19 protein-coding genes and 1 pseudogene are annotated in these 25,752 nt (G+C 65.5%); 8 read left to right on the top strand and 12 right to left on the bottom strand.

Features of this window, described 5'->3' with window-relative positions:
- The 5 genes from icmH to RMQ73_RS09280 form a co-directional block, all read left to right on the top strand.
- On the top strand, positions 1–1,286 hold a 1,286-nt coding region (icmH, locus tag RMQ73_RS09300), incomplete at its 5' end, for a type IVB secretion system protein IcmH/DotU (RefSeq protein WP_310497906.1).
- On the top strand, positions 1,283–4,687 hold the full coding sequence (gene tssM / locus RMQ73_RS09295; RefSeq protein ID WP_310497905.1) for a type VI secretion system membrane subunit TssM: 3,405 nt from the start codon (positions 1,283–1,285) through the stop codon (positions 4,685–4,687). The genes icmH and tssM, both read left to right, overlap by 4 nt.
- A gap of 2 nt (positions 4,688–4,689) precedes the next feature.
- Positions 4,690–5,271, top strand: coding sequence for a type VI secretion system-associated protein TagF (gene tagF / locus RMQ73_RS09290; RefSeq protein WP_310497903.1), 582 nt, complete (start codon positions 4,690–4,692; stop codon positions 5,269–5,271).
- Complete coding sequence (locus RMQ73_RS09285) at positions 5,261–6,004, top strand: protein phosphatase 2C domain-containing protein (protein ID WP_310497901.1); 744 nt, start codon at positions 5,261–5,263, stop codon at positions 6,002–6,004. The genes tagF and RMQ73_RS09285 overlap by 11 nt, the downstream gene beginning before the upstream one ends.
- A complete protein-coding gene (locus RMQ73_RS09280; protein WP_310497899.1) occupies positions 6,001–8,043 on the top strand; it encodes a serine/threonine-protein kinase in 2,043 nt (680 codons plus the stop codon). The genes RMQ73_RS09285 and RMQ73_RS09280 overlap by 4 nt, the downstream gene beginning before the upstream one ends.
- 6 nt (positions 8,044–8,049) lie before the next feature.
- Here the strand turns inward: RMQ73_RS09280 and RMQ73_RS09275 are convergent, their stop codons facing one another.
- The 5 genes from RMQ73_RS09275 to RMQ73_RS09255 all read right to left on the bottom strand — a co-directional run bounded on the left by RMQ73_RS09275 (position 8,050) and on the right by RMQ73_RS09255 (position 16,066).
- Complete coding sequence (locus RMQ73_RS09275; protein ID WP_310497896.1) at positions 8,050–8,787, bottom strand: HNH endonuclease; 738 nt, start codon at positions 8,785–8,787, stop codon at positions 8,050–8,052.
- Between the two features lie 119 nt (positions 8,788–8,906).
- On the bottom strand, positions 8,907–12,200 hold the full coding sequence (locus RMQ73_RS09270) for a TonB-dependent receptor domain-containing protein (RefSeq protein WP_310497894.1): 3,294 nt from the start codon (positions 12,198–12,200) through the stop codon (positions 8,907–8,909).
- Positions 12,201–12,420: 220 nt separating this feature from the next.
- On the bottom strand, positions 12,421–13,605 hold the full coding sequence (locus RMQ73_RS09265) for an N-acetyltransferase (protein ID WP_310497908.1): 1,185 nt from the start codon (positions 13,603–13,605) through the stop codon (positions 12,421–12,423).
- A gap of 76 nt (positions 13,606–13,681) precedes the next feature.
- Positions 13,682–14,773 carry an LPS export ABC transporter permease LptG gene (gene lptG, locus RMQ73_RS09260; protein WP_310497892.1) on the bottom strand — a complete coding sequence of 364 codons (1,092 nt, stop codon included), beginning with the start codon at positions 14,771–14,773 and terminating at the stop codon, positions 13,682–13,684.
- A gap of 3 nt (positions 14,774–14,776) precedes the next feature.
- Positions 14,777–16,066, bottom strand: a complete 1,290-nt coding sequence (locus RMQ73_RS09255; RefSeq protein ID WP_310497891.1) for an LptF/LptG family permease — start codon at positions 16,064–16,066, stop codon at positions 14,777–14,779.
- 143 nt (positions 16,067–16,209) lie between these two features.
- Between RMQ73_RS09255 and RMQ73_RS09250 the strand changes: the two genes are divergently transcribed.
- A complete protein-coding gene (locus tag RMQ73_RS09250) occupies positions 16,210–16,752 on the top strand; it encodes a DUF2141 domain-containing protein (protein ID WP_310497889.1) in 543 nt (180 codons plus the stop codon).
- Positions 16,753–16,837: 85 nt separating this feature from the next.
- Here the strand turns inward: RMQ73_RS09250 and spt are convergent, their stop codons facing one another.
- The 5 genes from spt to RMQ73_RS09225 all read right to left on the bottom strand — a co-directional run bounded on the left by spt (position 16,838) and on the right by RMQ73_RS09225 (position 21,873).
- Positions 16,838–18,052 carry a serine palmitoyltransferase gene (gene spt / locus RMQ73_RS09245; RefSeq protein WP_310497887.1) on the bottom strand — a complete coding sequence of 405 codons (1,215 nt, stop codon included), beginning with the start codon at positions 18,050–18,052 and terminating at the stop codon, positions 16,838–16,840.
- A 4-nt stretch (positions 18,053–18,056) separates the two neighbouring features.
- A complete protein-coding gene (locus RMQ73_RS09240; RefSeq protein WP_310497885.1) occupies positions 18,057–18,308 on the bottom strand; it encodes an acyl carrier protein in 252 nt (83 codons plus the stop codon).
- A 117-nt stretch (positions 18,309–18,425) separates the two neighbouring features.
- Positions 18,426–19,337, bottom strand: a complete 912-nt coding sequence (locus RMQ73_RS09235; protein ID WP_310497883.1) for an NAD-dependent epimerase/dehydratase family protein — start codon at positions 19,335–19,337, stop codon at positions 18,426–18,428.
- A 20-nt stretch (positions 19,338–19,357) separates the two neighbouring features.
- Positions 19,358–19,951, bottom strand: coding sequence for a C80 family cysteine peptidase (locus tag RMQ73_RS09230; RefSeq protein ID WP_310497881.1), 594 nt, complete (start codon positions 19,949–19,951; stop codon positions 19,358–19,360).
- Between the two features lie 173 nt (positions 19,952–20,124).
- Positions 20,125–21,873 carry a fatty acyl-AMP ligase gene (locus RMQ73_RS09225; protein ID WP_310497880.1) on the bottom strand — a complete coding sequence of 583 codons (1,749 nt, stop codon included), beginning with the start codon at positions 21,871–21,873 and terminating at the stop codon, positions 20,125–20,127.
- 247 nt (positions 21,874–22,120) lie between these two features.
- On the opposite strand from RMQ73_RS09225, the gene RMQ73_RS09220 reads away from it, so the two are divergent.
- Positions 22,121–22,633, top strand: coding sequence for a regulatory protein RecX (locus tag RMQ73_RS09220; protein ID WP_310497879.1), 513 nt, complete (start codon positions 22,121–22,123; stop codon positions 22,631–22,633).
- Between the two features lie 57 nt (positions 22,634–22,690).
- Here the strand turns inward: RMQ73_RS09220 and RMQ73_RS09215 are convergent, their stop codons facing one another.
- Both RMQ73_RS09215 and clpA read right to left on the bottom strand, forming a co-directional pair.
- Entirely contained in the window at positions 22,691–22,897 is a 207-nt protein-coding gene (locus RMQ73_RS09215) for a hypothetical protein (protein WP_310497878.1), read from the bottom strand.
- Positions 22,898–22,962: 65 nt separating this feature from the next.
- Complete coding sequence (gene clpA, locus RMQ73_RS09210; protein ID WP_310497877.1) at positions 22,963–25,302, bottom strand: ATP-dependent Clp protease ATP-binding subunit ClpA; 2,340 nt, start codon at positions 25,300–25,302, stop codon at positions 22,963–22,965.
- A 216-nt stretch (positions 25,303–25,518) separates the two neighbouring features.
- Here clpA and RMQ73_RS09205 point away from each other — a divergent pair.
- Positions 25,519–25,752 (top strand): annotated as a pseudogene (locus RMQ73_RS09205) (hypothetical protein); the annotation flags it as partial.

Below are 25,752 nucleotides of genomic sequence, written 5' to 3'. Positions count from 1 at the left end.
GACCGCCCTCTGGTGGCCCGCCACCACCCCCGCCGCGCCCGCCCGCTGCGCCATCGGCGCCGCGCGCCTGGGCCGATGACGATGTGCCGCCGCTCGATGTGCCGATGCGGGTGCGCAACCTGCTCACCGCCGCTGCCGCGCGGCTGCTGGCGCTGGCGGCCGCCGTGCAGGCCGACCGGCAGGTGGCCGATGTCACCGCCCTGCGCACACGCGCCGGCGAGGAATCCAAGGCGTTCGAAAAACTGCTGTCGGCCATTGGCCTGACCACCGAGGACAATGCCCGTGCCCGTTATGCGGTGCTGGCGACGGTGGATGATATCGTCCAGAACCTGCCCGGTGGCGCGCAATCCGATTGGGCACGCAACAGCCTTGTCGTCGCCAGCTTCGGCCAGGCATTCGGCGGCGACCAGTTCTTCACCATCCTCGACACGATGCTCGGCCGCCCGGCGGCGCATATCGAAATGCTGGAACTCTATCATGCCTGCCTGGCTGTCGGCTTTCAGGGCCGCGCCCGCGTCGAGGCCGATGGCCGGCAGCAACTCGAAAGCCGCATGGGCGCCATTTACGCGGCGCTTTCGGGCATCCGACCGCGCCCCGAGACCGATCTGGTGCCGGCCTGGACCGGCGTGCCGACCCCGATGCCCGGCGTCGGCTGGCTGACGCGGGCGGCAATTGTCGCGGCCGCCGTGCTGGCTGCGCTGCTGCTGGTTTTTCTCGTGCTAAAGCTGCTGCTCGACAGCCGCGACGAGCCGGCACGCGCCGCGCTGCGGCCGTTGCCGCCGTTGGCTGCGGCGCGCATCGACCGGCTGGGGGCCGATGTCCCGACCCCTGAATCGGGCCAGCTGGAACGTATCCGTGCCAGGCTCGGCAACCCCTGCATCGATGCGCGCGACGATGGCGCCACCATCCGTTTGGTGATTTCTGCCTGCCCCGGCCTGCCCAGCGGCATGTTCGAAGCAGGTGCCGCCAGCGTTGCCGGCGAGTATCAGCCGCTGATCGAGGCGGCGGGCCGCGCGCTGGCACCCGAGCCGGGGCCGATTGCCGTCGTTGCCCATACCGACAGCGATCCGATTCGCGGCACACTTGCCGCCACCTACCCCGACAATATGGCACTGTCGCAGTCCCGCGCCGATTCGGTGCTGTTGCTGCTCGAAGGGCTGGTCGGCGACCCCGCCCGGCTCTCGGCCGAAGGACGCGGTGACCAGGAACCGGTCAACCGTGCCGACACGCCCGAAGCCAAGGCGGAAAACCGCCGCGTCGAACTCGTCCTGCCACGGAGCGAATGATGGCCGCCATCAAGAAACTGCTGGGCAATTGGTGGGTGCTGGCGATCGGCGCCGCACTGCTGCTCAGTATCGTGGTTTTCCTTGTGTTCGGCCTGTTGTTCGGCAGCCTGTTGTTCCTGCGCTGGTGGTTCATCGGCCTGGTCTGGCTGGGTCTGGGCGCCGCCGCCGGCTGGCGGTTCTGGCGCCGCCGCAAGGCCAATGCCGCGCTGACCGAGGCGATCGCCAAGCCGCAGGACGTCGAAGGCGAGGCCATGGCCGCCAAGATGCGCGAAGCGCTGGGCCGCGTGAATGCCGCCGGCAAGGGCGCGCTTTATGCCAAGCCCTGGTATGTCATCATCGGCCCGCCGGGATCGGGCAAGACCACGCTCATCCAGAAATCCGGCCTGCGCCTGCTCAACGACGAAGCTGCCGCCGGCGTTGGCGGCACGCGCAATTGCGATTGGTGGTTTGCCGATGAAGCGGTGCTGATCGACACCGCCGGGCGATACACCAGCCAGGATTCCAGCGCCGACGCCGATGCCCAAGGCTGGCGCAAGTTTCTTGGCACCTTGAAAAAAGCCCGTCCGCTCCAGCCATTGAACGGCATCATTCTTGCCATCGGCCTTGATGAAATCGGCCGCGTCGGTGCCGAGGCGCTCGACAAGCATGTCGTGACGCTGCGCGCCCGCATCGCCGAATTGTCGCGCGAACTGGGCCTCGAACTGCCGGTCTATGTGCTGTTCACCAAGGCCGATCTGCTGGTCGGCTTTACCGAATTCTTCGACGATCTTTCGGTCGAGGGTCGCAGGTCCGTCGTCGGTCACACCCTGCCCTTGACAGATGCCAAGGCGAACATCGCGCAGCTTGCGGCTGGCTATGACGATGCCGTCCAGGCGCTGTCCGACCGTTTGCCGGCACGGCTCCAGGCCGAAGGCGACGCTGTGCGGCGCGGCGCCGCGCTGACATTGCCGGCGCGGTTCATCGATTTGCGCGCCCGCATCATCCGCTTGCTCGACGGCGTGTTCGGCGCGGGCGCGGCGACGACGCCCCATGCCTCGGCGGCGCGGCTGCGCGGTTTCTACTTCACCAGCGGCGTGCAGCAAGGCACGCCCTTCGATCGCCTGCTCGGCAACCTGGCCGGCAGCATCGGTGCGGGCCAGCGCGCCCGGCCATCGAACCCGCGCGCGTTCTTCGTCAACCGCCTGCTCGGCGAAGTCATCATTCCCGAAGCCGGCCTGGCTGGCCCTGATATGGCGCGGCGGCGGCGTGACAAGCGCCTGCGGCTGATGGCGGCTGCGGTTGGCGGCTTGGCGGCGTTCGTGCTGGCCGGGGCCTTTTTGTGGTCGTTCCTGAACAACCGCAGCGGCCAGGATGCGACGCTGGCTGCCGCACAGACGCTGGGCGCGGGCCAGCCGGCGCTGGACCCCGGCGACCGCGTGGCACTCACGGCCTCGCTTGCGGAACCGCTCGACCTGCTCGACGGATTGCGTGATGCCTTGCCCTATGGCGTCACGCCGGCGGCAGATCCGCCGCTGGGGCAGCGTTTCGGGCTTTATCGCGGCGCGCTGGCCGACGAAAGCGCCCGTGCCTATCGTGACGGCTTGCAACGCTATTTGCTGCCCCGCCTGATCGTCTCGGCGGAATCGGCCCTGCGCGCGTCCGGCGACGATCCGGTCGGCGTCTATGAACCGCTGAAGGTCTATCTGATGCTCGGCAACCGTGCCGGCGCCAAGCGCGACAATGGCTATATTCTGCAATGGCTGGAAGCGGACCTGATGGCCCGTGATTTTCCGGGCGAGGAGAATGCCGCGACGCGCGGGCGCATATTGGGCCACGCCCGGGTGCTGTTGGCGGATGAAGGCCGTTTCGGCCGGCAATTGACCGGGCCGCTGCTCGATGGCCCGATGGTCGAAGCGGCGCGCGGTATCGTCGCGGCGATGTCGCCGGAACAGCGCGCGCTGGCTCTGATGAAACAGCAGGTCGGCGGCGAGCCATGGCGCTTGGTCGGCAACGCCCTTCTGCCCGGCGAAGCGGCGGCTTTTGCCAACCCGTCCGAGCTTGAAGCGATGAACGTGCCGTATCTGTTTACCAAGGCCGGGTTCCAGCAGGGATTTTCGGCCGGTATCATGGGGATCCGCGACGCACTGGTCCGCGACGCCTGGATGCTTGGCGACAGCGCGGCGGCGCAGGTACCGCTCAATATGGAACAGCTGGGCGCGCTTTATGCCGATGAATACAGCCGGCGCTGGAACGCCGTGATCGGTGCGCCGGCACCCGATGATTACGCCCGCAATCCGACCGCGTTGGCGCGCATCGCCAATCCGGGCGCTTCGCCGCTCAAGAAAATCGCCGACCAGGTCATCGCCAACACCAGCGGCCTGACCATCAATATCAAGGCGCCCAAGCTGCCGGGCGGCGCGCTCGGCAAGATGGCGGGCGCAGCGCTGGCCGGCAGTGCCGCCACCGGGGCATCCGGCACGGCGGCGCGGCTGATCGAAGGCAATTTCCGAGGCCTCAAGGACTATGCCGGCGGGGCCACGGCGCCGATCGGGCAGTTGCTGGCGGCGCTGGGCAAATATCAGCTGGCGCTGGCACAGGCCAAGGTGCCCGGTGGCGGTGCTGGCGGCGCAGGTGGCGGCGCGGCAGGTATTGCAGCAGCAGCGGCCGAATTGCAGGTCGCGGCGGCCAATGCCGGCGCCGGCGCACCTGCGCTTGCAGGTTTTGTCGAACAGGTGGCCAGCGGGTCATCGTCTGCGGCCGGCACGCAGCTGACCAGCGAGTTGCGCGCCAGTTACGCCCAGATCACCGGGCCTGATTGCGAACGCGTCTTTGGCCAGGGCTACCCGTTTGGCAGCGGCGCAGATCTGGCGCCGTCCGATGTCAGCCGCGCGGCCAGCCAGATGGCGGGTTTTGCCCGCGATACACTGGGGCCATATCTCGATCGCGACGCCGGCCCGAAAAAGCCCTGGGGCTGGATCGCCGAACCCACCGTGCGCAGCTTCCGTGCCGGCTCGGCCCGGCAGTTCCAACGCGCCACCGATGTCGAGGCGCTGATGGGCGGCAACCTCGTGCTGCGGGTCTCGGCCGCGCCGGGCACCAAGGGCGCCATCCGCTTCCGGGCGGGCGGCGTGCCGCTGGACCTGGTGCCGGGCGCACCGCCGGAACGCTTTGGCTGGTCGGCCGCCGGCAGCCAGATCACCGAGCTTGCCGCGTTGCAGGGCGGCACGGCGCCGGCCCTGCGCGAGGAAGGCCCATGGTCGCTGTTCCGACTGCTCGCCAAGGGCCGCAAGCAGTTGATGGGCGCCGGCCGCTATCGCTTTGCCTATGCCGCCGATGCTGCGGTCGATGTCGAAGTGGTCGGCGGCCCCGACCCGTTCGCCAATGACGGTGTGTTCGCCCTGCGCTGCCCGGCAGGCCTTTGAGCATGGTAACAGCGGGACTTTTCGGCAAACTTCCGGCGCACGGCGATTTCGTGACGCGCGGCTGGTCGCTGGACGTGGTCACGCGCCTGGATGGCTGGCTGACAGACGGTATTGCGGCCTTGCGCGCCAATGTCGGCGAGGACGGATTTGCCCATGCCATGCAATCTGGCCCGCTGTGGCATTGCTGGCTCAGCCTGGGGGCCGCGGCCCTGCACGGCGTCATCACACCGACGGTGGATTCGGCTGGCCGGCTGTTCCTGCTGGTGGCGGGCGTCACTGGGGGCCGCTCCGATATCTGGGCCATCGCGTCACAGCAACCGGCCTTTGCCGGCGCCGCCGAGGCCGCAGTTTATGATGCGCTTGGCGCCGCGCTCGATGCCGACGGCCTGGCGCTGCGGCTGGCCGAAGCGATCCCGCCGGTCGATGGCGTCGGGCGGTTTCTGGCAGATCTGTCGCTGCCGGCGGCATCGGCCTTCTGGGTTGCCAATCCGGCAGCCGGACCGCCGGTCGCGCTGCCCGGCGAGGCACTGGATGCGGGCACCGTCGCCCGGCTTGTCATGGGAGCGTTCCGCGATGCGCCTTAAATTCCGCTCGGCCTTGCGCACGCACTCCGGCAGTGTCCGGGCCGTCAACGAGGATTCGGCGCTGGCTAGGGATGACGCGGCGCTGTGGCTGGTGGCAGACGGTATGGGCGGCCATGCGCACGGCGACTGGGCCTCGCAGACAGTGGCGGCGCAAATGGCGGCGGTGGACATGTCGGTACCGGCGGCTGAACGCGGCCCGGCCATCATGGCGGCGCTCAAGGCCGGCAATGCCGCCATCGTCGATGCCTCGGCCCGCGCCGGTGCCCAGATGGGCACGACCGCTGTGGTGCTGCATCTCGAAGGGCATGACCTGCTCTGCTTGTGGGTCGGCGACAGCCGCGCCTACAGGTTCCGGCGCGGCGGCCTGTCCCAGATTACCCGCGACCATAGCGTCGTCCAGGAACTGATTGATCGCGGCACGCTGACTCCGGGCGAAGCCGAACTGCACCCGATGGCGCATGTGCTGTCGCGTGCCGTGGGCACCGAAGCCGATTTGCGCGCCGATGCCTTCAGCGACACGGCCCAGCCCGGCGATGCCTATCTGCTGTGCACCGACGGCCTGACCAAGGTGGTGCCCGAAGATGTCATCGCAAGGCTGTTGCGCTTGCCGTCGGTCAACGCCGCAGCAGACAGGCTTGTTGCCGAAACGCTGGCGCGCGGGGCGCCCGATAATGTAACGGTGATTGTCGTGTCGGTAGAGGAAGTAACCGAAGTGATGCGGGCAGGGGTATGAGCGAGCCAACGACTCCCCCGGCAACCGAGCCGTCTGACGAGCCGGACGCCGGTCAGGATTCCCAGCAGCCGGCGCCGCCGCCGCCGTTCGTGCGGGCGACGCCAGCGGCCGACCGCACCGTGCTGGCATCTGCCGATGAAGTGGCCGCCGCCATCGCCGCCAGTGCGGCATCGGCCGCGCCAGCCGCGCCGCCAGCAGATGCGGACCCCTTTGCAGCAGCCGCACCGCCGGCTGCCGATCCCTTTGCCGCTCCGCCGGCCGACCCGTTCCTCAGCCAGCCGCCCCCGCCGCCGCCCGCATTTGTTGCGTCTGGCAACGGCTCGGCAGATGCGCTGGTCGGTGTCCAGCTCAATGAACTGTTCGAAGTGGTGCGCTTCATCGCCGAAGGCGGCATGGGCCGCGTCTACGAAGGGCGCAACATTGCCAGCGGCGAACATGTCGCCATAAAGGTCATCCTCAGCCAATATGCCGCCGATGCCCAGTTCATGGCGCTGTTCCGTCGTGAAGCCAGCGCGCTGGAAAAGATCGGCCATGACTCGCTCGTGAAGTATCGCGCGCTGGCCTATGACCGGGGCCGCAACATCAACTATCTCGTCATCGAATATGTCGATGGCCCATCGATGGCGCATGTGCTGACCGGCGATGCGGCCGATCCGGCGCTGGCTCTGCGAGTGCTGCGCCGCCTGGCACTTGGGCTGCACGCCGCGCACGAAGCCGGCGTCATCCACCGCGACCTGTCACCGGACAATGTGCTGTTGCCCAGCGGCAACATCGAACGCGCCAAGATCATCGACTTCGGCATCGCCAAGGACAACAATCCCGGCCAGAAAAGCGTCGTTGGCGAAGCGTTTGCCGGCAAGTTCGGCTATGCTGCGCCGGAAGTGTTCGGCAAATATGGCCGCAAGATCGGCCCGCCCACCGACATCTACAGCCTGGCGCTGGTGATCGCAGCCTTTGCACGCGGGGCGCCCGTCGACATGGGCATCACCATCGTCGATGCGCTGGATGCGCGTGCCATCGTGCCCGACCTGTCGGACATTGCACCCGACCTGCGGGCGATACTGGAACGCATGCTGGCGCCCGATCCCGCCGACCGCTACCAGACCATGGAGGAAGTGGCCGAGGCCGCCGACCCGCGCGGTGTCTCGATGTTCGGGCCATCGTCGGCTGCTGCCGCCCCGGCCAGCCCCGCCTTTGTGCGCGCCGAAACCACCGCGCCGCCATCGCCGCCAGCCAAGTCGCGCACGCCGCTGTTTGCCGGCATCGGCGCCGTGCTGCTGCTCGCCGGTGTCGGGGGCTATTTCGCGCTATCGGGCAGCGACGGCGCGCCGCCGCCTGTCGATGTGGCAGGTGCCTTGCCCGAAGACACTGCTGGCGTGCCGCCGGCCGGCGCCGCACCGTCCGCCTCGGCCAGCACCGCACCATGGGCTAGCGCCGCACCGCAGATTGCCGCCTTGCTCAAGGCATTGCCCTGCAGTGATGTGCGGATCACGGGCACACCGTCTGCCGGCCAGGTCACTTTGGCGGGCTGGCGCTCGTCTGCGACGGTCATGCCGGCCAGCGCGGCCGGATGGCGGCTCGAATCCAGCCAGGTCGGCGCCGTGAGCGCGCCGTCCGCAGCCAGTTGCCGGCTGGTGGACCAACTGCGCCGCGCGGCGAACACACCTGCCGAACATGGCTTTTCCATGCCGGGCAGCAGGCAACTGCCGGCGTCCAGCCTGCCGAGCGACGGCAGCGGCAATGTCATCATCGATCTTCAGGTGCGCGACCAGCCGCCGGGCCGGCTGCTCCTGGCGTCGATCGACGACCGCGCCACGTCCAGCGATGGCCTTGTCGTTTCCGGTGACCTGGATGACATCGGCCAGTCCCTGAATGCCATCGCCTATGAGCCAAAGCCCAACCGTTACCTGATGGTGATGATCGCATCGCCCACCCGCCTGCCCGAAGTCACCGCAGCCGGCCCGCCGCCCAGCCTCGCCCAGACCTGCGCCAGCGGCGGCTGCACCCTCACCAGCGGCTGGATCGAGGTTACGCGCTAGCGCGGTTCAGCCATAGGGGTGCTGCGACGTCGCCCAATCCCGGTGCCGCGCCAACAGGCCGTCATCAAGATCCAGCTTGCGCGGCACTGCGAGCGCCCGCCCGGCCAAAGCGTGAAAATAGCTGCTCGTGGCGGGTCCGGTATGGTCCGAAAGCCTGCGGCTCACGATGACCGTCCGCCTTTGCGAAACGCTGATGAGACCGGCGTCGAATGCCCGGTCAAGTGTGGCGGACAATGCCAGCCCATTGCGGGGGTTTAGCCGGATGGCCGCGTCTTTGGCCCATGGCACGATATGGCTGGCAATCAGCAGCGAGGGCTCCGCGATGCCGGTCACGCAGCAAGCTTGCTCGAAGTTGGCCAGAACGGCGCGCCTGAAAAACCCTTGGCCGAGGCGCGCAACGGTGGTGACGGACGTTTCGGTGGCTCGGTGAACAACGGGCTCATCTGCTGAATCGGCAGGCTCGTCTTCTGCTATGGCCATAGTCCAGTCACTCTGGAACATGGCCCAGACCTGCCTGTCCAGCCGGGAACAATTGCCGAGACCCCTTCGTCCTCGCGCCGTGAGCGCAGGGTCGAGGCTGGCGAAATTGACCAGCTTCATCGACACTGCCGATGCAGTGCGACCGATCCGTGCTGCCAGTGCCATGATGTCCGGGTTGCGCGAATGCAGTTTGCCGAATGGCAGCATGAAATACAGGCGCATGGCCAGCCGGGTTTCCTGCTCTGTCCAGATGACGCCCGCCATGAATCTCCGGTTCTTCGCGCCCGCCGCGCCTCGCTGCCGCCGATATGGCCAGGAAGCAGGCAGGGCAGTCAAGGCGGGTTTGCCCTGACTGCCCCTTCCATGCCGCAAAATTCGCAGCCTCAGAACTTCGCGCGAAGCCCCAGGAAGAATGAACGCCCGACGCCGGAGACCGGATAGGCGCTGCTGGCCAGATAGGGCTCGGCATTGTCGAGGTTGTTGATGCCGCCATACAGGCTGAAGCGCGGGTCGATGTCGTAGTTGAAGCCGATGTTGTGGACCCAATATTCCGGTGCAAAACCGGCGGCGCCGAATTCGGTGGCGATGCGTTCGATCTGGATCGCGCCGGCGACGGCGGTGCTGCCGACATATTGCAGCGTGTAGTTGAGCGTGAACGGACCATGGCTGACGGTTGCCGAGCCGACGCCCGACCATTCCGGCACGCTGAGCTCGCGCAGGCCGGGGTTGACCAGCGTCGGGTTGCCCGGATCGAAGAAGCGATTGACCTTCTTGGTCCAGTTGCCGTTGATGCCGAGCGCGATCTTGGTCTTGTCGGCAATCGAGAAGCGGTAGTTGATCGAAAAATCGACGCCCGCCGTTTCGATGCGGCCAAAGTTCAACTGCGTCTGCGTCAGCGAGCGGAAGCCGAACAGATTGGGCTGGGTTTCGCCGTTGGCGCCGGGGTTGACCGGGCCGATGCGCTGGAACAGCCCGCAGAACTGGTTGGGGAAGGTGATATTGTCATAGCAGGTGTTGACGATGTCCTGCGCCGTCACTGCCGCGATCGCGTTCCTGATGCGGATGGAATAATAATCGGCGCTGAGAGTCAGGCCGGGCAGGAAGCGCGGCTGAAGCACTGTCCCGACCGTCCATGTCGTGGCGGATTCCTGCTCCAGATTGGGATTGCCGCCGCTGGTGCCGCCAAAGCGCCCGGTAAGCGGGTCGTTGTAATTGGCCAGGAACGTTGCCGGGTTGGCGATGCCCAGTGCCGTGGCCGCCGCGATGCAGTTCGGCAGGCGCTGCGGCGTCGCCGACTGGTTGATCAGGTCGCACGGATCGGACGGGCGGAAGGTCGCGCCCTGCTGCGGGTCGAACAATTCGGAGATGTTCGGTGCGCGGATGGCCTTGGAATAGGTACCGCGGAAACGCACGTCGGGTATCGGCGCATAGGTGCCGCTGACATTCCAGGTGAACGCCCCGCCGATGGTCGAATAATCGGCATAGCGGCCGGCCGCACCAACACTCAGTTCCTCGGCAAACGGCACGTCCTTGAGGATCGGCAGTTTGATTTCGCCAAAGATTTCCTTCACGTCGAACGAACCGCCGGCGTTGAAGGTGCGGTTGGTCGGGTCGAACAGCAGCGACTGGTTGTCTGAAATGTCACCGATGAAGGTGCCGGCCGGGCCGGCGGGCGAGCCTTCAGGCAGCAGGCCGAGCGTCAACGGATCGAACAGCGAGCGGGATTTTTCCTTGCGATATTCGGCGCCGACAGCAAATTCGACGGCACCGCCCGGCAGGCTGAAGAAGCTGCTGGTGTCGCCGATGATCGTGCCGGTGATGACCGTCTGTTCTAGCCGCGCGCGGTTGGTCGTGGCCGCCGTGATGAAGTTCACAGCCGCATCGCTGATGCCGTTACTGCCGGCCAGGATATTGGCCGGGCGGCACTGGCCGTCACCGGGGCGGAAGGTGAAGAAGCCCGGCGCGATGAACGGGAAGGTCTCGGAGCCCGGATGCGGCGTCGAATCGGTGTTGGACCGGCAGGCCGGCTGGCCATTTGGCCCGCGCACGACATCGATGGCTGCGAACAGCCGGTCGTAAAGCACGGAATTGCTGGTGGTGGTGACATTGTCTGTCCGGCCATAGTTGCCGACCAGTTCATAGCGCAGGGTCGGCGTGATCTCGCCGCGCACCCCGGCCACGATGCGATAAGTGTCGCGCCGCGCCGTCGAGATGTTGGGGCCAAGGTCGGTCATGTCGCGGCTGACACGCAGGCCGCCGGCATCATCGGCTTCGGCCTGAAGCGCTGCCGGCACGAACGGGTTGTCCGGGAAGATCAGCAGCGTGTCATAGAATGTGTTGTAGGCGTTGCGCGACGTGGCCGAGTTGCGGGCATATTTGGCGTCGATGAACACTTCGGCCGACGGCGAAAATTCGTAACTGGCACGGAAATTGGCATAGATGCGCTCCGACCCCGGCGTCAGCGACGAGGCATCGACGCGTTCGGGCGCGCCATCGCCGCCGAACTGGTTCTGGCTGGTGGAAATCAGGCCGTCCTGAAAGATGCGCACGCCGCCATTGTCGGTAGACACATAACAGCCGCCGCCGCCAAAGCCGGTCCAGCCGACATAGGATTCATTGCAGTCGGCGGTGCCGTTGTTGTTGAGATCGGTCTGGAAGCGGCCAAAATCGGCGCGGAAAATCAGCCCGGCGTTGGACGAGATGCCAAAGGCCGGTTGCCCGCCGATGACGAACAGCGGCGCTGCGGCGGCGCGGTTGATGAGCGCCTGTTCGGCCGCAGTCGGCGTGGCGCCGGGGAACAGCGCGGCGAACGATGCCGCCGTCGGGATGGATGGGCCGAAGCTGATGCGGCTGGTGCGCGGGCCAGGGCCGCCGACGCGGTAGTAATTGCCGAAATTGGGCATCGACGCTGGGTCGATGTCGCCCTTCTGGAACCGGCGAAGCGGGTTGGCATAGGTGGTCGAATTGTTGGCGCGGCCATTGCTCGCGGTGAATTCGCGGTCACCCAGCAGGATTTCGGAATCGCGCGTATAACCGGCGGAGAAGGTGATATTGCCGCGGCCATCGGCGAAATTCTTGCCGATAGTGCCTTCGATGCGGAAATTCTCGCCGTCACCCCGGCTGGAGATGCCGCCCTGGGCATCCATGGCGATGCCTTCGAAGTCCTTTTTCAGCACATAGTTCACGACGCCCGTGACGGCATCGGCGCCGTAGATGGCCGATGCGCCGCCGGTCAGCACATCGACGCGCTCGATCAGCGCATTGGGGATGGTGGACACATCGACAGTCTGGCTGCCGGCAACGCCCGAGACATGGCGCAGGCCATCGACAAGCACCAGCGTGCGGTTGGCGCCGAGCTGGCGCAGGTTGAGCGTGGCCTGGCCGACGCCGCCGGCGCCGCGTTCGATGGAATCGGCGACGGTGCCCGACGAAATCAGTGCCGGGATCAACCGCAGCGACGCGGTGGGATCGCTGTTGCCGAGCGCGCGCAGCTGTGCCGCATCAACCGTGGTGATCGGCAGGCTGGAGGTGGCATTGGGGTCACGCGACAGGCGCGATCCGGTCACGACGATGGTGGCGTCGTTCACCTCCTCGGCGCTGTCGTTGGCTGCGACGGCCGGCGCAGATTGCGCAAGCGCCGCGCTGGACAGTCCAGCCAGAATGGAAACGCTATTCAAAAGAAACAATTTGCGAAGTGTCACGGCCGTATCCCCCGTATGCAAGCAACGAGCCATTGGCTGGCATTTGTCCGCAGCACTGACAACGCGGCAATCGACGCAATGTGGCGATATTTGGTGCGAATGTTGCAGCGATGTGACGATAAAGCCACAAACTGGTGCCGCATGCCGCCACGCATTGATACACTGTTGCGCGCAGATTCCCGCTTTCTGGAGCTTCTCAGTCCTGTGAAGGCACCAACGGCCGCTCGAATATCCGGTAGGTGCGGGTGACATGGCTGTCGATCGCATCGGCGATCGACCGCATCGGGCCGTTGTCGTCCAGAATCCAGCCGATTTCGCCCTCGATGGCGCCGAATTCCTCGACGCACGAGCGACGGATGTATTCGATCATCTGGAACGCCATCAGCGACGAGATGCGCTGGCCTTGCAGTTTCTTGCGGATACCCATCAACGGCACGCGAATGCGCCGCACGCGCGGATGTCGCAGCCGCCACAGCAGCTTGGCCCAACCAAACGGAAACAGTCGGCCATTCAGGTCGCGTGTCATCTCGTTGATGTCGGGCAGGGCGATCAGAAAGCCGACCGGCTCACCTTCAAGCTCGGCGATGCGGATGAGGTTTTCGAACACGATGGGCTTTAGCTTCTTGCCGACATGGGCGATTTCCGCCGGGGTCAGCGGCACGAAACCCCAATTGTCCGACCAGGCATCGTTCAAGATATCGAGGATCAGCGCGGCTTCGGCGTCGAAGCGCGACTTGTCGACCGGCCGCGTCACCAGCTTGGGATTGCGTTCGGAAAAGGCGACGATGCGCTGCACCATTTCCGGAAACGGCTTGTCGATCGGCAGGCTCCAGCAGTGCAGGTCCTTGATGCCGGCATAGCCATGGGCAGTGACCAGCCGTTCGTACCAGTTGCGGTGATGGCCCATCATCACGGTCGGCGCGCCTTCGAAGCCCTGCACCAGCAGGCCCGGCTCGTCCCATACCGACAGGCTGAACGGGCCTTGCGCGCGCGTTATGCCGCGCGCGCGCAGCCAGTCTTCGGCGGTGGTCAACAGCAGGTCGGCGACCGCCTGGTCATCGATGCATTCGAACATGCCCCAATGGCCGGTGCCGGCGCCCATATGGGTCAGCACCAGGCTGTCGACCTGCGCCGAAATGCGGCCCACGACCGTGTCACCTCGCATCGCCAGCCAGAACTGCGCTTGCGCATGGCCGAACCACGGGTTGGTCTTGATGCCGCCGATCAGGGCATGCACTTCGGTCTTGAGCGGCGGCACCCAATGCGGGTCATCGGCATAGAGCGACCAGACAAGATCGACAAAGCGCGCGGCGTCGGCGGCGCTGGTGACGGGCCGGATGCTCAGGGGTCCGGATGCAGTCGGGGATGGGGACGGGCTCAGGTCAGGTCTCGCTCATGTGATGAACCGTGATCGTTAAGGCGGCAATGCGGCCAATTTGGGACAGCGCGCGCCGCCGCTATTCCTCGGTGCGGATCAGCACGGCCTCGCCGATCAGCAGGAACAGCAGGAACGGCGCCCAGGCGGCCATCACCGGCGGCACATTGCCGAAATTGCCCATCGCCAGCATGAAATTGTCAGCAACAAAAAACGCAAAGCCCAGGAACATGCCGATGACGGCGCGCACGAACAGCCGCCCGGACCGCGCCAACCCGAACGCCGCAACCGCACCCAGCAGCGGCATCAACACGGCGGAAAACGGCCCCGACAGCTTGTGCCAGGCAGCAGCTTCGAGGACATCGACCTTCTTGCCGGCGGCGCGCTGTTCATCAATCTGCGGCCACAGTTCCCAAAGCGGAACGAAGTTGGCGTTGAGCTTGGTGGTGCTGAACTGGCGCGGCACGACGCTGGTGGCAAAGAACAGCTGCGCCGAGGTTATCGTGCCGCCCTTTGCGACATCAAAGACCCGGGCGTTCTCAAGCTGCCAGCCGCCGGCGGCTGGCCGCGCTGCCGTGGCCGTCATCACCCGCACCAGCGTGTCGGCCCGGCGGTCATAGACGGTGACATCGTGCAGGGTCATGGCGGCTTCGCGGCCTGACACCGATTTGGCCAGGATGAGGTCATCGCCGCCGCGCACCCAGCTTTCGCGGGCGGCAGCGGCTGGGCCGGCGAGCTTGCGATAGTCATTGTCCTGCCAGATGCGCAGCGCCTGGCTGCCGCGCGTCACCAGCGCCTCGTTGAAGACGAAGTTCGCAGCAGCGATGCCAAGGGCCGCGATCATCAGCGGCGCCAGAATCTGGTGCGCGGAGATGCCGGCGGCCTTGGCGATGACGATTTCGCTGTTCTGGTTCAGCGTCGCCAGCGTCACCAGTGTCGCCAGCAATACTGCAAACGGCAGGAACAGCTGGATGATCTGCGGACTGCGATAGGCGGCATAGGTCCATAGATCGGATTCGGTATTGCCGGCGGCGGCCAGGATCTTGCCGGATTCGCCCAGCAGGTCGAGCGATTGCAGGATCAGCACCAGCACGAGGATAAAGGCCGCCGTGCGCAGCAGGAACATGCGCGCCATGTACCAGGCCAATGTGGGGGACGGGAAAAGCGCTTTCACGGCCTATCCTGCCGACAAGGCGTCATCGCGCCAGTTGTCCCGGCGGAACAGCCGCGAAATGAGCTGGCTGGTGCCGCGCGACAGGCCGCCGAACAGACGGTCGAGCGCACCGATGGGTTGGCCGCCCGGCCGGCCCAACACGCGGAATATCCAGAGCGAGAGCGCGATGAACGCGGCAAACGGCACCCATTGCGCCAGCACCGGATCGATCCGGCCGATCTGGCCCATGCGCTCGCCATATTCGGTGAATTTGTGGAAGGTGACGAGTCCGATGAGCGCGAGGAACACGCCCAGCGCCGATGTCGAACGTTTGGCCGGCACCGCCAGCGCGACCGCGAAGAAGGGCAGGATGAACATCACCAGACATTGCACGATGCGCCGGTTGAACGCCGCTGTTGCCCCCATACGCGCAAGCGGATCAACCCCCATACGCGCAAGCGGATCAACCCCCTGACGCGCAAGCGGATCAACACTGCTGCGTGCAGTCGGAGCGGGCGCGGCTGTCATCGTCCGCCATAGTTCGGGCAGCGTCGCCTCCAGATTGCCTTCGCCGCGTTTGCGAAACGCGGACATTTCGGGCAGCCGCACCGGCAGGTCATGCTGCACGAACGACAGCACGCGCGCTGCGCCGCCGCCGCGCGGCGAATGCACCAGCGTGCCCTTGCTCAGCCGCAGCAGGATGACATCGGGGTCGTCCGACGCCAGAAACGTGCCGCGCTGCGCGGTAACGGCAACGGTCTGGCCGCTCTTGTCCTCGGCGCGCACGAACAGGCCGCGTAGGTCGGAGCCGCCGCCGCGCGATTCCTCGACACGCAGGGTCATGCCCTTGCCCAGCGAAGCAAATTCGCCGACCTTTATCGACGCGCCAAGCGCCCCTGAACGCAGTTCAAAGCGCAGGTTTTCATAGGCATAGCGCGAAACCGGCTGCAACCAGCCGACAATGCCAAGATTGATGAAGGCAAAGAACAGCGCAAACAGCAACGGCACCCTGAGCATGCGGCCATAACCGAAACCCACCGCGCGCAGGGCGTCCAGTTCGGACGACAGCGCCAGTTGGCGGAATGCCAGCATGATGCCCATCATCACGCCGATGGGAATGCCCAGCGCCAGATATTCCGGCAGCAGATTGCCGAGCATACGCCAGACGACATTCACCGGGCCGCCTTCGTTGATGACGAAATCGAACAGGCGCAGCATCCGGTCGAGCACAAGCAGCATCGCAGCGATCACCAGGCTGGCGATCAGCGGCACGACGATCAGCCGGGCAAGGTAACGGTCAAAGCGGATCAGCAAGATAGGGGCGTATCCCTTTTTGTCGTCACGGCTATGCCCTTATTCTGCCGCACGCGCTGTGCATATACCGCCGCTATCGTGTTAGGGCTTGCGCCTGAGACAACAGGGGAACAGCCCCTATAGCGGGGCATGCGGACCAGGTCATGGCAAAAAAGTATAAGAAAACGGCCCGGCTGGCCGGTGTGGCCGTCGGTGTGTTGGCGATGGTTGCGTTTGCGCCGCCGCTTGCCGCGCAGCCCGCCGTGTTGGGTGACAGCCAGGCTGCCTGTGCGCCGGGCGCCGCCGGCACGGCTGTGCTGGCCACCGTCCATGGCTTCAAGGACCGAAAGGGCCGGCTGCGGCTCCAGAATTATCGTGGCACCGCCGGCGAATATCTGGAAACCGGCAAGTTCCTGCATCGCGAGGAAGTGCCGGTGACGGCGGCTGGCGAGATGACGCTCTGTCTGCCGCTGCCCGGGCCCGGCCGCTATGTGCTCGTCGCGCTGCATGACCGCGACATCAATGGCAAGCTGTCGCCCTTTTCCGACGGCATCGGTTTCACCAAGGACCCCAAGCTGGGACTGTCCAAGCCGCCTGCCGACAAGACGGTCATGGACTTCGGCCCCGGCCTCAACCGCGTGCGCATCGCGCTCAATTATCTGCGCGGGTTCAGCGTAAGGCCGCTGCCGGCCGACCAGGTCAAATAGGCGCGGTCCACGGGCGATGACCCTTGGCCGCTTGCGCGGCCATTGCCGGAACCGCCGCTTGCGCGGCCATTGCAGGAACCGCCGCCTAGGCTGCCTGTGCAAACAGCGCGCACGCCCGCGCCGCCTCGGCAAAGCGGCCCAGCACGATGTCGATCTGTTCGTTGCTATGCTCGGCGCAGATCGAGCAGCGCAGCAGGAACACGCCAACCGGCGTGGCCGGCGGCCGGCTCATGTTGACATAAACACCCAGCTCGATGAGCGTCGACCACATCAGCGCCGTCATTTCCTGGCCGGGCATCAGCACCGAGACAATGGCGCTTTCGGGCGTGTCGGTGGCAAGCCGGAAGCCCAGCGCCTTCAGCCCGCCGTGCAGGCGCCGCGTCGCTTCCCACAGCCGGGCGCGCTTGTCATGGGCGTGCATCAGCTTGCGGATCGACGTCGCCGAACAGGCAACAACCGCCGGTGGCAACGAGGCGGTGAAGGTGTAGGGCCGGCAGACCAGCCGCAAAATCTCGAACTTGGGATGGTTCGATACGCAAAAGCCGCCGACGGTGCCGACCGACTTCGAAAAGGTGCCAACGACGAAATCGACATCATCGGCGACCCCGGCGGCTTCATAGACGCCCCGGCCGTGCTCGCCGAAAAAGCCCATGCCATGCGCTTCATCGACCAGCACCATGGCGCCATGCTTCTTGGCGACGGCGACCAGTTCCTTCAGCGGCGCGATATCGCCAAGCATCGAATAGACGCCCTCAAGCACGACCAGCTTGCCGGCGTCCGCTGGCAGGCGCCCCAGGCGCTTGTCGAGATCGGCGACATCATTGTGGCGAAAGCGCACGATGTCGGCGTTGCTCATCTTGCAGCCGTCATAGATCGAAGCATGGCTGTCGGCATCGAGGATGATGAAATCGCCCTTGCCTGCCAGCGTCGACACCATGCCGAGATTGGCCTGATAGCCGGTGGAAAACACCATGGCATGGCTGGTGCCATAGAAATCCTTGAGCGCATCTTCGCATTCGGTATGCGTCTGGTAGGTGCCATTGAGCACGCGGCTGCCCGTGGTGCCGGCGCCGAACTTGTCAAGCGCGGCCTTGCCGGCGGCGATGACATCGGGATCGAACGTCATGCCCATATAGTTGTAAGTGCCGAGCAGGATGGTCTCCTTGCCCTTGATGATGGCGCGCGTCGGTGACAGCACCTCGTCCATGACGATGCCGAACGGGTCGCGGATGCCGGTGGACAGCAATCCGGCGTGTTCGGCGATCAGCGGGTCGAATTTCGCGAGGAGATCGGCAGTCATGGTCTCAGCCCTTCTTCGTCACCAGCGTGGTCACGGCGTCGGCAACCTGGCCGATATTTTCCAGATCAGGCAGCATGTTCAACGGGATGACGATGTCCCATTCGTCCTCCATGCTCGCGACAAGATCCATCACCGTCAGCGAATCCATTTCCATGTCCGTGGCAAAGATCGTCGCGTCGGTGAGCGCGATCTTCTTGGTATTCAGGGGCTCGATCAGCTCCAGAATGCGGGCATAGATCGGTGCGCGGTCGGTCATGATGGCTCCTGTCGCGGGGCTGCCCCCGTATCTGAATTGCCCAATGCCAACACATCATGGCCAAAATGGGCCAGAACAGGAATTAGCGCGGTGTTGCGGCGAAAAGTCCGCCTGCCATCACAGCCAGCCGCGCGCCCGGTAACCGGCCACCGTGTCGGCGACGCCCGCCGCCAGACCGATTTGCGGCTGCCATTGCCCGGCCAGCGCCGCATTGCCGCCGCGCGACACCCAGTCGGGATGGGCGATATAACGGGCGCGGTCGCGGGTCAGCTTGGCGGACAGGCCGATGCGCGCCGCCATGTGCAGGAACGGCAGCGGCAGCGGGATGACGCGCTGGCGCCGGCCCAGTGCAGCGCCGATGACGCGGGCAAAATCGGGGTGGGAATAGCCGTCCGCCGCGCCGTCATCGATTTCCAGCGTCTGCCGCGCCGGCCCGCCGCCAGCCAGCGCCAGCAGTGCCCGCGCCACGTCATCGACATGAAGCAGCGAAATCCGCCCCGGCGGCGCGATGTACAGCCCGCGCGCCGACAGCCGATAGATGTCGAGCATTTCCCTGTCGGCCGGGCCATAGACGCCGGGCGGGCGCACGATCACCCAGTTCAGGTCGCTGGCGGCAACCAGCTGTTCGGCCTGCGCCTTTGATGCGCCATACATCGACAGTTGCGGTTCACGCGCTGCCAGGCTGGAGACATGGACGAAGCGCCGGACACCGGCATCACGCGCGGCGGCCAAGAACGCCGCCGTACCCGCGACATTGCCGGCATCAAAGGCGGCGCGTGTCGGCGCGTTGACCACGCCGGCAATATGGATGACGGCGTCGGCGCCTTCGCACAGTCGGGCAAGTGCGCCATGGTCGGCGAGGTCGCCGGTGATCCAGTGCGTACCGCCGAACGCGCTTATGCCGCCGAACGCGCTTGTGTCGGCGCCTTCACTGCGCGGCTGGCGGGTCAGCGCACGCAATGGCCCCGTAGCCAGCGCCGTCACCCGGCTGCCGACAAAGCCGGTCGCACCGGTGATGGCCCATTGCATGGTCGCGCCTCTCGCCCCGATCAAAGTGTCGGCGGGATATAACCCTGCACGGTGCCGGGGTTCTCCGCGTTGAATTTATACTCGATCATGCCCTGCACGAGGGTAACCTCATTGCCGTTCGAGCGCCGTACAGTCCAGTCCCAAGACCGCAATTGACCTTCCGGTCCCTTCGTCGGCACGATCACGATCAAGCCCATCGGGGCCCAAACCGGCACACCACTCAGCAGGGAATTCGGTTTGTTGAGTTCTATGACGAACTGCTGGGCAAAATTGTTCTGCGCCAGTGCCGGCTTCATGTCGCCGACGCAGCACGAATACAGTTTGATCATGCTTATCTGATCGTTTCCGACATTCTGCCGGGCAAGGTGGCCTGCCACTTCGACAGCAGTATAGCCACCCAGCGACTGCGTATCCAAAGTGCCATGGCCGACGATCACCAGGACCTGGCGTTCCTGCCGACCGCCAAACCATGACATGAAGGCACCTGGTCGTTCCGGCACCTTGATGCTGTGCAGCGGCTGCACCCGCTCCCCGAATTCCTTCTCGAGGGCGGCCTTGGCGGCCGACAGGAAATCGTCGCGTGTGGCGCGGTTCAGTTCACAGGAAACCAGCACGGCAATGAACCTTTCAGAATGTCACGGCACAAAACGGGCAATATGATCATCGGCCTCGCCGATATCCCTTGTCCTGTTTTCCCGTGTTGCCCACTCTGGCGGTCCCCTCCGACAGCCCGATCGAACCGCAACGATAGCGCTGCGACCCGGCGTCCACAAGCTGTGCCCTTGGCTCAGGCGGCGATATCGAACGGCTGGATCTCGCCAGACAGATATTGCAACCGCGCCTTGGAACGGGACAATTTGCCCGAAGACGTGCGCGGCAGCGTGCGCGGCGGCACCAGTTCGACAACGCAGCTCATGCCGGTGATGGCCTTGACCTTGGTCTTGATGGCGTCGCGCAGCCGGATGCGTTCATCATTGTCCGATGTGCGGCACTGCACCAGCACCGCCGGCGCCTCCTCGCCCGATGGCGTGGTGATCGAAAAGGCGGCGATGTCGCCGGCCTTGAAGCCGGGCAGCTGCTCGATCGCCCATTCGATGTCCTGCGGCCAATGGTTCTTGCCGTTGATGATGATCATGTCCTTGGCGCGGCCGACGATGAAGATCGAGGCATCCTTGAGATAGCCCATGTCGCCGGTATCAAGCCAACCGTCGGGGCTGAGCACGGCCCGCGTCGCCTCGGGATCGCGGAAATAGCCGGCCATGATGCCCAGACCGCGCACGAAGATGCGGCCGATCTTGCGGTCGGCCAATATGGCGCCGTCTTCGCCGCGCACTTCGATCGAAAGGCCGGGCAGGGCCTTGCCGCAGTTGACGATGGCGCGAAACCGCGTCGGCAGCCGCTGGTTCTTGCGGTCGCCGCCGCCCGACAATGTCCGCTCGTCGATCAGGTCGGAAATGATGCCCAGGCCCAGCGGCATGATGGTCACGGCCAAGGTCGCTTCGGCCAGGCCATAGCTGGGCAGGAACGCCGTCGGCTTGAAGCCGGCAGGCGCGAACGTATCGACAAAGGCCTGCATGACTTCGGGGCGGATCATGTCGGCGCCATTGCCGGCGACCCGCCAGCGCGCCAGGTCAAAGCGCTGCGCGACATCGATCGACGCCGAGATGCGCCGTGCGCAGATGTCATAGCCGAATGTCGGCGAATAGCTGAGCGTGTTGTCCGGGTTGCGGCTGATCAGTGTCAGCCATGACAACGGCCGGCGGGCAAAATCCTCGGTGGCGATGTAATCGACCGAAATCTGGTTCGACATCGGCGCCAGCATGCAGCCGACCAACCCCATGTCATGATACCAGGGCAGCCATGACACGACCCGGTCGCCGACGCCGGCTTTCGTGCAAAACGCGTGTCCGGCCAGATTGGCGAGCAGCGCCTCATGGGTGACGGCGACGCCGTGCGGGAACCGCGTCGAACCGCTGGAGTATTGCAGATATGCAATATCGGTTGGCTGGGCGACCGGCAGTTCGACATGCGCGGGTTCGGCCATGAAATACACCGACCAGTCATGGGCAGCACACAGGCCGGCTGCGGCTTGTTCGACCATCGGGAACAGGCCTGTCGGCGATAGCACCATCGCCGGGTCACAGCTTTTGAGCTGTGTGGCGATCTGTTCGACATAGGCTTCGCGGCCACCAAAGCTGGTCGGCAGCGGCAGCGGCACCGGCAGCGCGCCGGCATAGATCGCGGCAAAGAACGCGGCGGCAAAATCGGCGCCGGTTTCGGCGATCAGTGCAATGCGCGTGCCCGGCACAACGCCGCTGGCCACCAGATGCATGGCGCGGGCGCGCGCATCGGCAGCCACTTCGCGATAGGAATAGGCGCGCGTCAGATCGGCGCGCGCATCATGGAAATTGAAGCCCTTGTCCCCTTGTGCCGCATAGTCGAGCGCGGCGCCCAGCGTGGCGAAATCTGACTGCCGCAGCGGCAGCCGATCAAACGTAGGGGTTGGAGCCAAAGCGCCGGCAGGATGGTCGACCAAGAAGGTGTCTCCCTCAATCGCCGGACCAGGCGCAGGCGCCAATTCCGACAGACACGAATTGTAGAGTTTGCTTGTGGCAGAACGGGACGTTCAAATTCCGGCCCGAACATGGCAGGATAATGGCATGGACGATGAACCCGACGATTTTGCCCCTGCGGCACGCATCGCCCGAGGCGCCAGGCGGCGGCAGGAACCGCGACCACCCCGCCCGCCACCTCGCCCGCTCAATACCGGCCAATTGGCTGAAATGGCACTGGGATATGCCGCGCGCTATGCGACGACGGCGGCAAAGCTGGCGCGCTATCTGGCGCGCAAACTGCGCGAACGCGGCTGGGATGGCGATGAACCGCCCGATGTGCCGGCGCTTGCCGCGCGGCTGGCGGGTCATGGCTATGTCGATGACCGCGTCTATGCGCAGACCAAGGCACGCGGCATGGCGGCGCGCGGCCTGGGCGCCCGCCGGGTGCGCGGTGCGCTCAGCGCGGCCGGAGTCTGCGCCGAGGACCAGGACGCGGCGCTGGCGCCCGAGGACGCCGATACCGACCCCGCCACCGCTGCACTTGCCACCGCCATCGCCTTTGCCCGCCGCCGCCGGCTGGGTCCGTTCGCGCGCGAACCCGCACCCGATCCGGCGCGCCGGCAAAAGGACATGGCGGCGATGTTGCGCGCCGGGCACGGCATGGACACGGCCCGGCAAGTGCTGCGCGCGACTGATGCGGCTGCGCTTGAGGCATTGATCGAAAGTGCGGCGCCGCAATGAGAGGCCTGACGGGCGCGGGGCGCGGCCTTGCGCCCATATCGTTTCCTGGCAATGGCGCTAGCGCAGCTGGCGCCGTTCGCCATCGCTCCACGAAATCACCAATCCCATGGCCAGTCCGACAATTTCGCCGCTCAACGAAAACTGGTGCGGGCGCGGGTCGCCCCGGTCTTCAAAGGCCAGGTGCAGGCGCGGCTCCGCGGCGGCCAGTGCCGCCACTGCCGCAATGGCCAAGGCCAGGCGGCCCCTTGTCCCAACGCTGCTCATCACCCGCTCCCGCTTCCCGAACCCGCATCTTCGCCGGCCCAGCCTGAGCCGGCGATGAATATGGATCAGGCGTCTTCGGCCGGCGCCGGCAGTGCCTTGGACTTGCGCACGCGCGGCGGCTTTTTCGCAGCCGGCACGATTTCGAACGATAGCGCATCATCTTTGAGATGCACGCGCACTTCACCGCCATGCACCAGCTTGCCGAACAGCAGTTCCTCGGCCAGCGGCTGCTTGATCTTGTCCTGTATTAACCGCGCCATCGGCCGCGCGCCATACAGCTTGTCATAGCCGCGTACCGTCAACCAGTTCTTGGCCTCGTCGGTCAGCGCGATATGCACGTCGCGGTCAGCCAGCTGCACTTCGAGTTGCAGGATGAACTTGTCGATGACCCGCGCCACCACCGATGGCGGCAGGTAATCGAACGCGACGGTGGCATCCAGCCGGTTGCGGAATTCCGGCGTGAACATGCGCTTGATGGCTTCCTCGTCCTCGCCGATGCGCACCGTCGATCCGAAACCCACGCCCTCGCGGGCCATGTCGGCGGCGCCGGCATTGGTCGTCATGATGAGGATGACATTGCGGAAATCGACGGTCTTGCCGTGGTGATCGGTCAGCTTGCCGTTGTCCATCACCTGCAACAGGATGTTGTACAGATCGGGATGCGCCTTTTCGATTTCATCGAGCAGCAGCACCGAATGCGGCTGCTGGTCGACGGCATCGGTCAGCAATCCGCCCTGGTCGAACCCGACATAGCCCGGAGGCGCGCCGATCAGGCGGCTGACGCTGTGCCGTTCCATATATTCCGACATGTCGAACCGCGTCAGCGGAATGCCCATGATGCTGGCCAGCTGCTTGGCCACCTCGGTCTTGCCGACGCCGGTGGGGCCGGAAAACAGATAGCTGCCGATCGGCTTGTTGGGCTCGCGCAGGCCGGCACGCGCCAGCTTGATGGCGCTGGCCAGCTGCGACAGCGCTGCATCCTGCCCGAACACCACGCGCTTGAGATCGTCCTCCAGCGTCGCCAGCGATTTCTTGTCGTCGGTCGACACGCTCTTGGCCGGGATGCGCGCCATGGTGGCGATCACCGCCTCGACTTCCTTGACGCCGATGACCTTCTTGCGCTTGCCTTCCGGCAGCAGCATCTGCGACGCGCCGGTTTCATCGATGACATCGATGGCCTTGTCCGGCAGCTTGCGGTCGTTGATGTACCGCGCCGACAACTCCACCGCCGCCTTGATGGCATCGGGCGTGTATTTCAACTTGTGATGGTCCTCATAGCTTGGGCGCAGGCCCATGAGGATCTTGATCGAATCCTCGATGCTCGGTTCATTCACATCGATCTTCTGGAAGCGGCGCAGCAGCGCACGGTCCTTTTCGAAATGGTTGCGGAATTCCTTGTAGGTGGTCGAACCGATGCAGCGGATGGCGCCGGATGACAGCGCCGGCTTCAGCAGGTTGGACGCATCCATGGCGCCGCCGGATGTGGCCCCGGCACCGATCACCGTGTGGATCTCGTCGATGAACAGCACCGCGTGTGGCAGCTTTTCCAGCTCGTTCACGACATTCTTCAGCCGTTCCTCGAAATCGCCGCGATACCGCGTGCCGGCCAGCAGCGCCCCCATGTCGAGGCTGTAGATAACGGCAGGCAGCAGCACATCGGGCACGCTGCCTTCGATGATCTTGCGCGCCAGCCCTTCGGCAATCGCGGTCTTGCCGACGCCGGGGTCACCGACATACAGCGGGTTGTTCTTGGACCGGCGGCACAGAATCTGGATGGTGCGATCGACCTCGGCATGGCGGCCGATCAGCGGATCGACCTTGCCGCCCCGCGCCTTTTCATTGAGGTTGACGGTGAACTGCTTGAGCGCGGATTCGCCGCCCTTCTTGTCGCTCTTTTCCTTGGCCTTGTTGTCCTCGCCCTCACCGGATTCCGGCGTGCCCTTGGCGGCGCGGGTTTCCGATGTGCCCGATTTGGCAATGCCGTGGCTGATGAAGCTGACGGCATCCAGACGCGTCATGTCCTGCTGTTGCAAGAAAAACACGGCATGGCTTTCCCGCTCGGAAAACAGCGCGACCAGCACATTGGCGCCGGTCACTTCCTCGCGCCCCGACGATTGCACATGCAATATCGCGCGCTGCACGACCCGCTGGAACCCGGCGGTGGGCGAGGGATCAACCGCCGCTTCGGCCTTGAGCACGGTCAATTCGCTGTCGAGATAACGGATGATCTGGCCCTGCAAATCTTCCACATCGACATTGCAGGCCTTGAGCACGGCCAAGCCATGCGGATCGCTGGTCAACGCCAGCAGCAGATGTTCGAGCGTGGCATATTCATGCGTGCGGCGCGACGCTTCGGCCAGCGCATTGTGCAGGGTCTTTTCCAGCTCGCGGGTGAATGATGGCATGAATGTCTCCGCTGGACAGGGCCGGGGCGGGCCATGCCTGAGAACCGAATGTCTGCCTGGCAGTGCGATATATCAAGGGGGCAATTGGTGCCCCAGACAGTTTGGCACAGGCAAGGGCCTTCCCAACCCTTGACGGCCGGCCTTCCGAAATCCTGCACTTGGGAATCCAGCGCGGCCCGCCTAAGGTCACGGGCATCGCCAACAGGAGACAGCGGCATGCGCATCATCATCACGGCCGGCGCCGTCGTCCTGGCCGCTGCAGGCGCCATCGCCCAACCCGCACCTCAGCGTTTCGTCACTCCCGTTCCCGTGCCGCTGCCCGGCTATCTCGCCGGCAAGCCGCCCATCGACATGCTGCGCCTGCTGCCGCCGCCGCCCGCGCCCGGATCGGCCCAGGCGCGGGCCGACACGCTGATCTACAAGGACAGCCGCCGCGAAGTGGGTGGCCCG

This window comes from Sandarakinorhabdus sp., from assembly GCF_031430775.1.
In the GTDB taxonomy this organism is placed as follows: domain Bacteria; phylum Pseudomonadota; class Alphaproteobacteria; order Sphingomonadales; family Sphingomonadaceae; genus Sandarakinorhabdus.
Note: the sequence above shows the minus strand (reverse complement) of the source record. Positions and strands in the feature narration are given on the sequence as shown.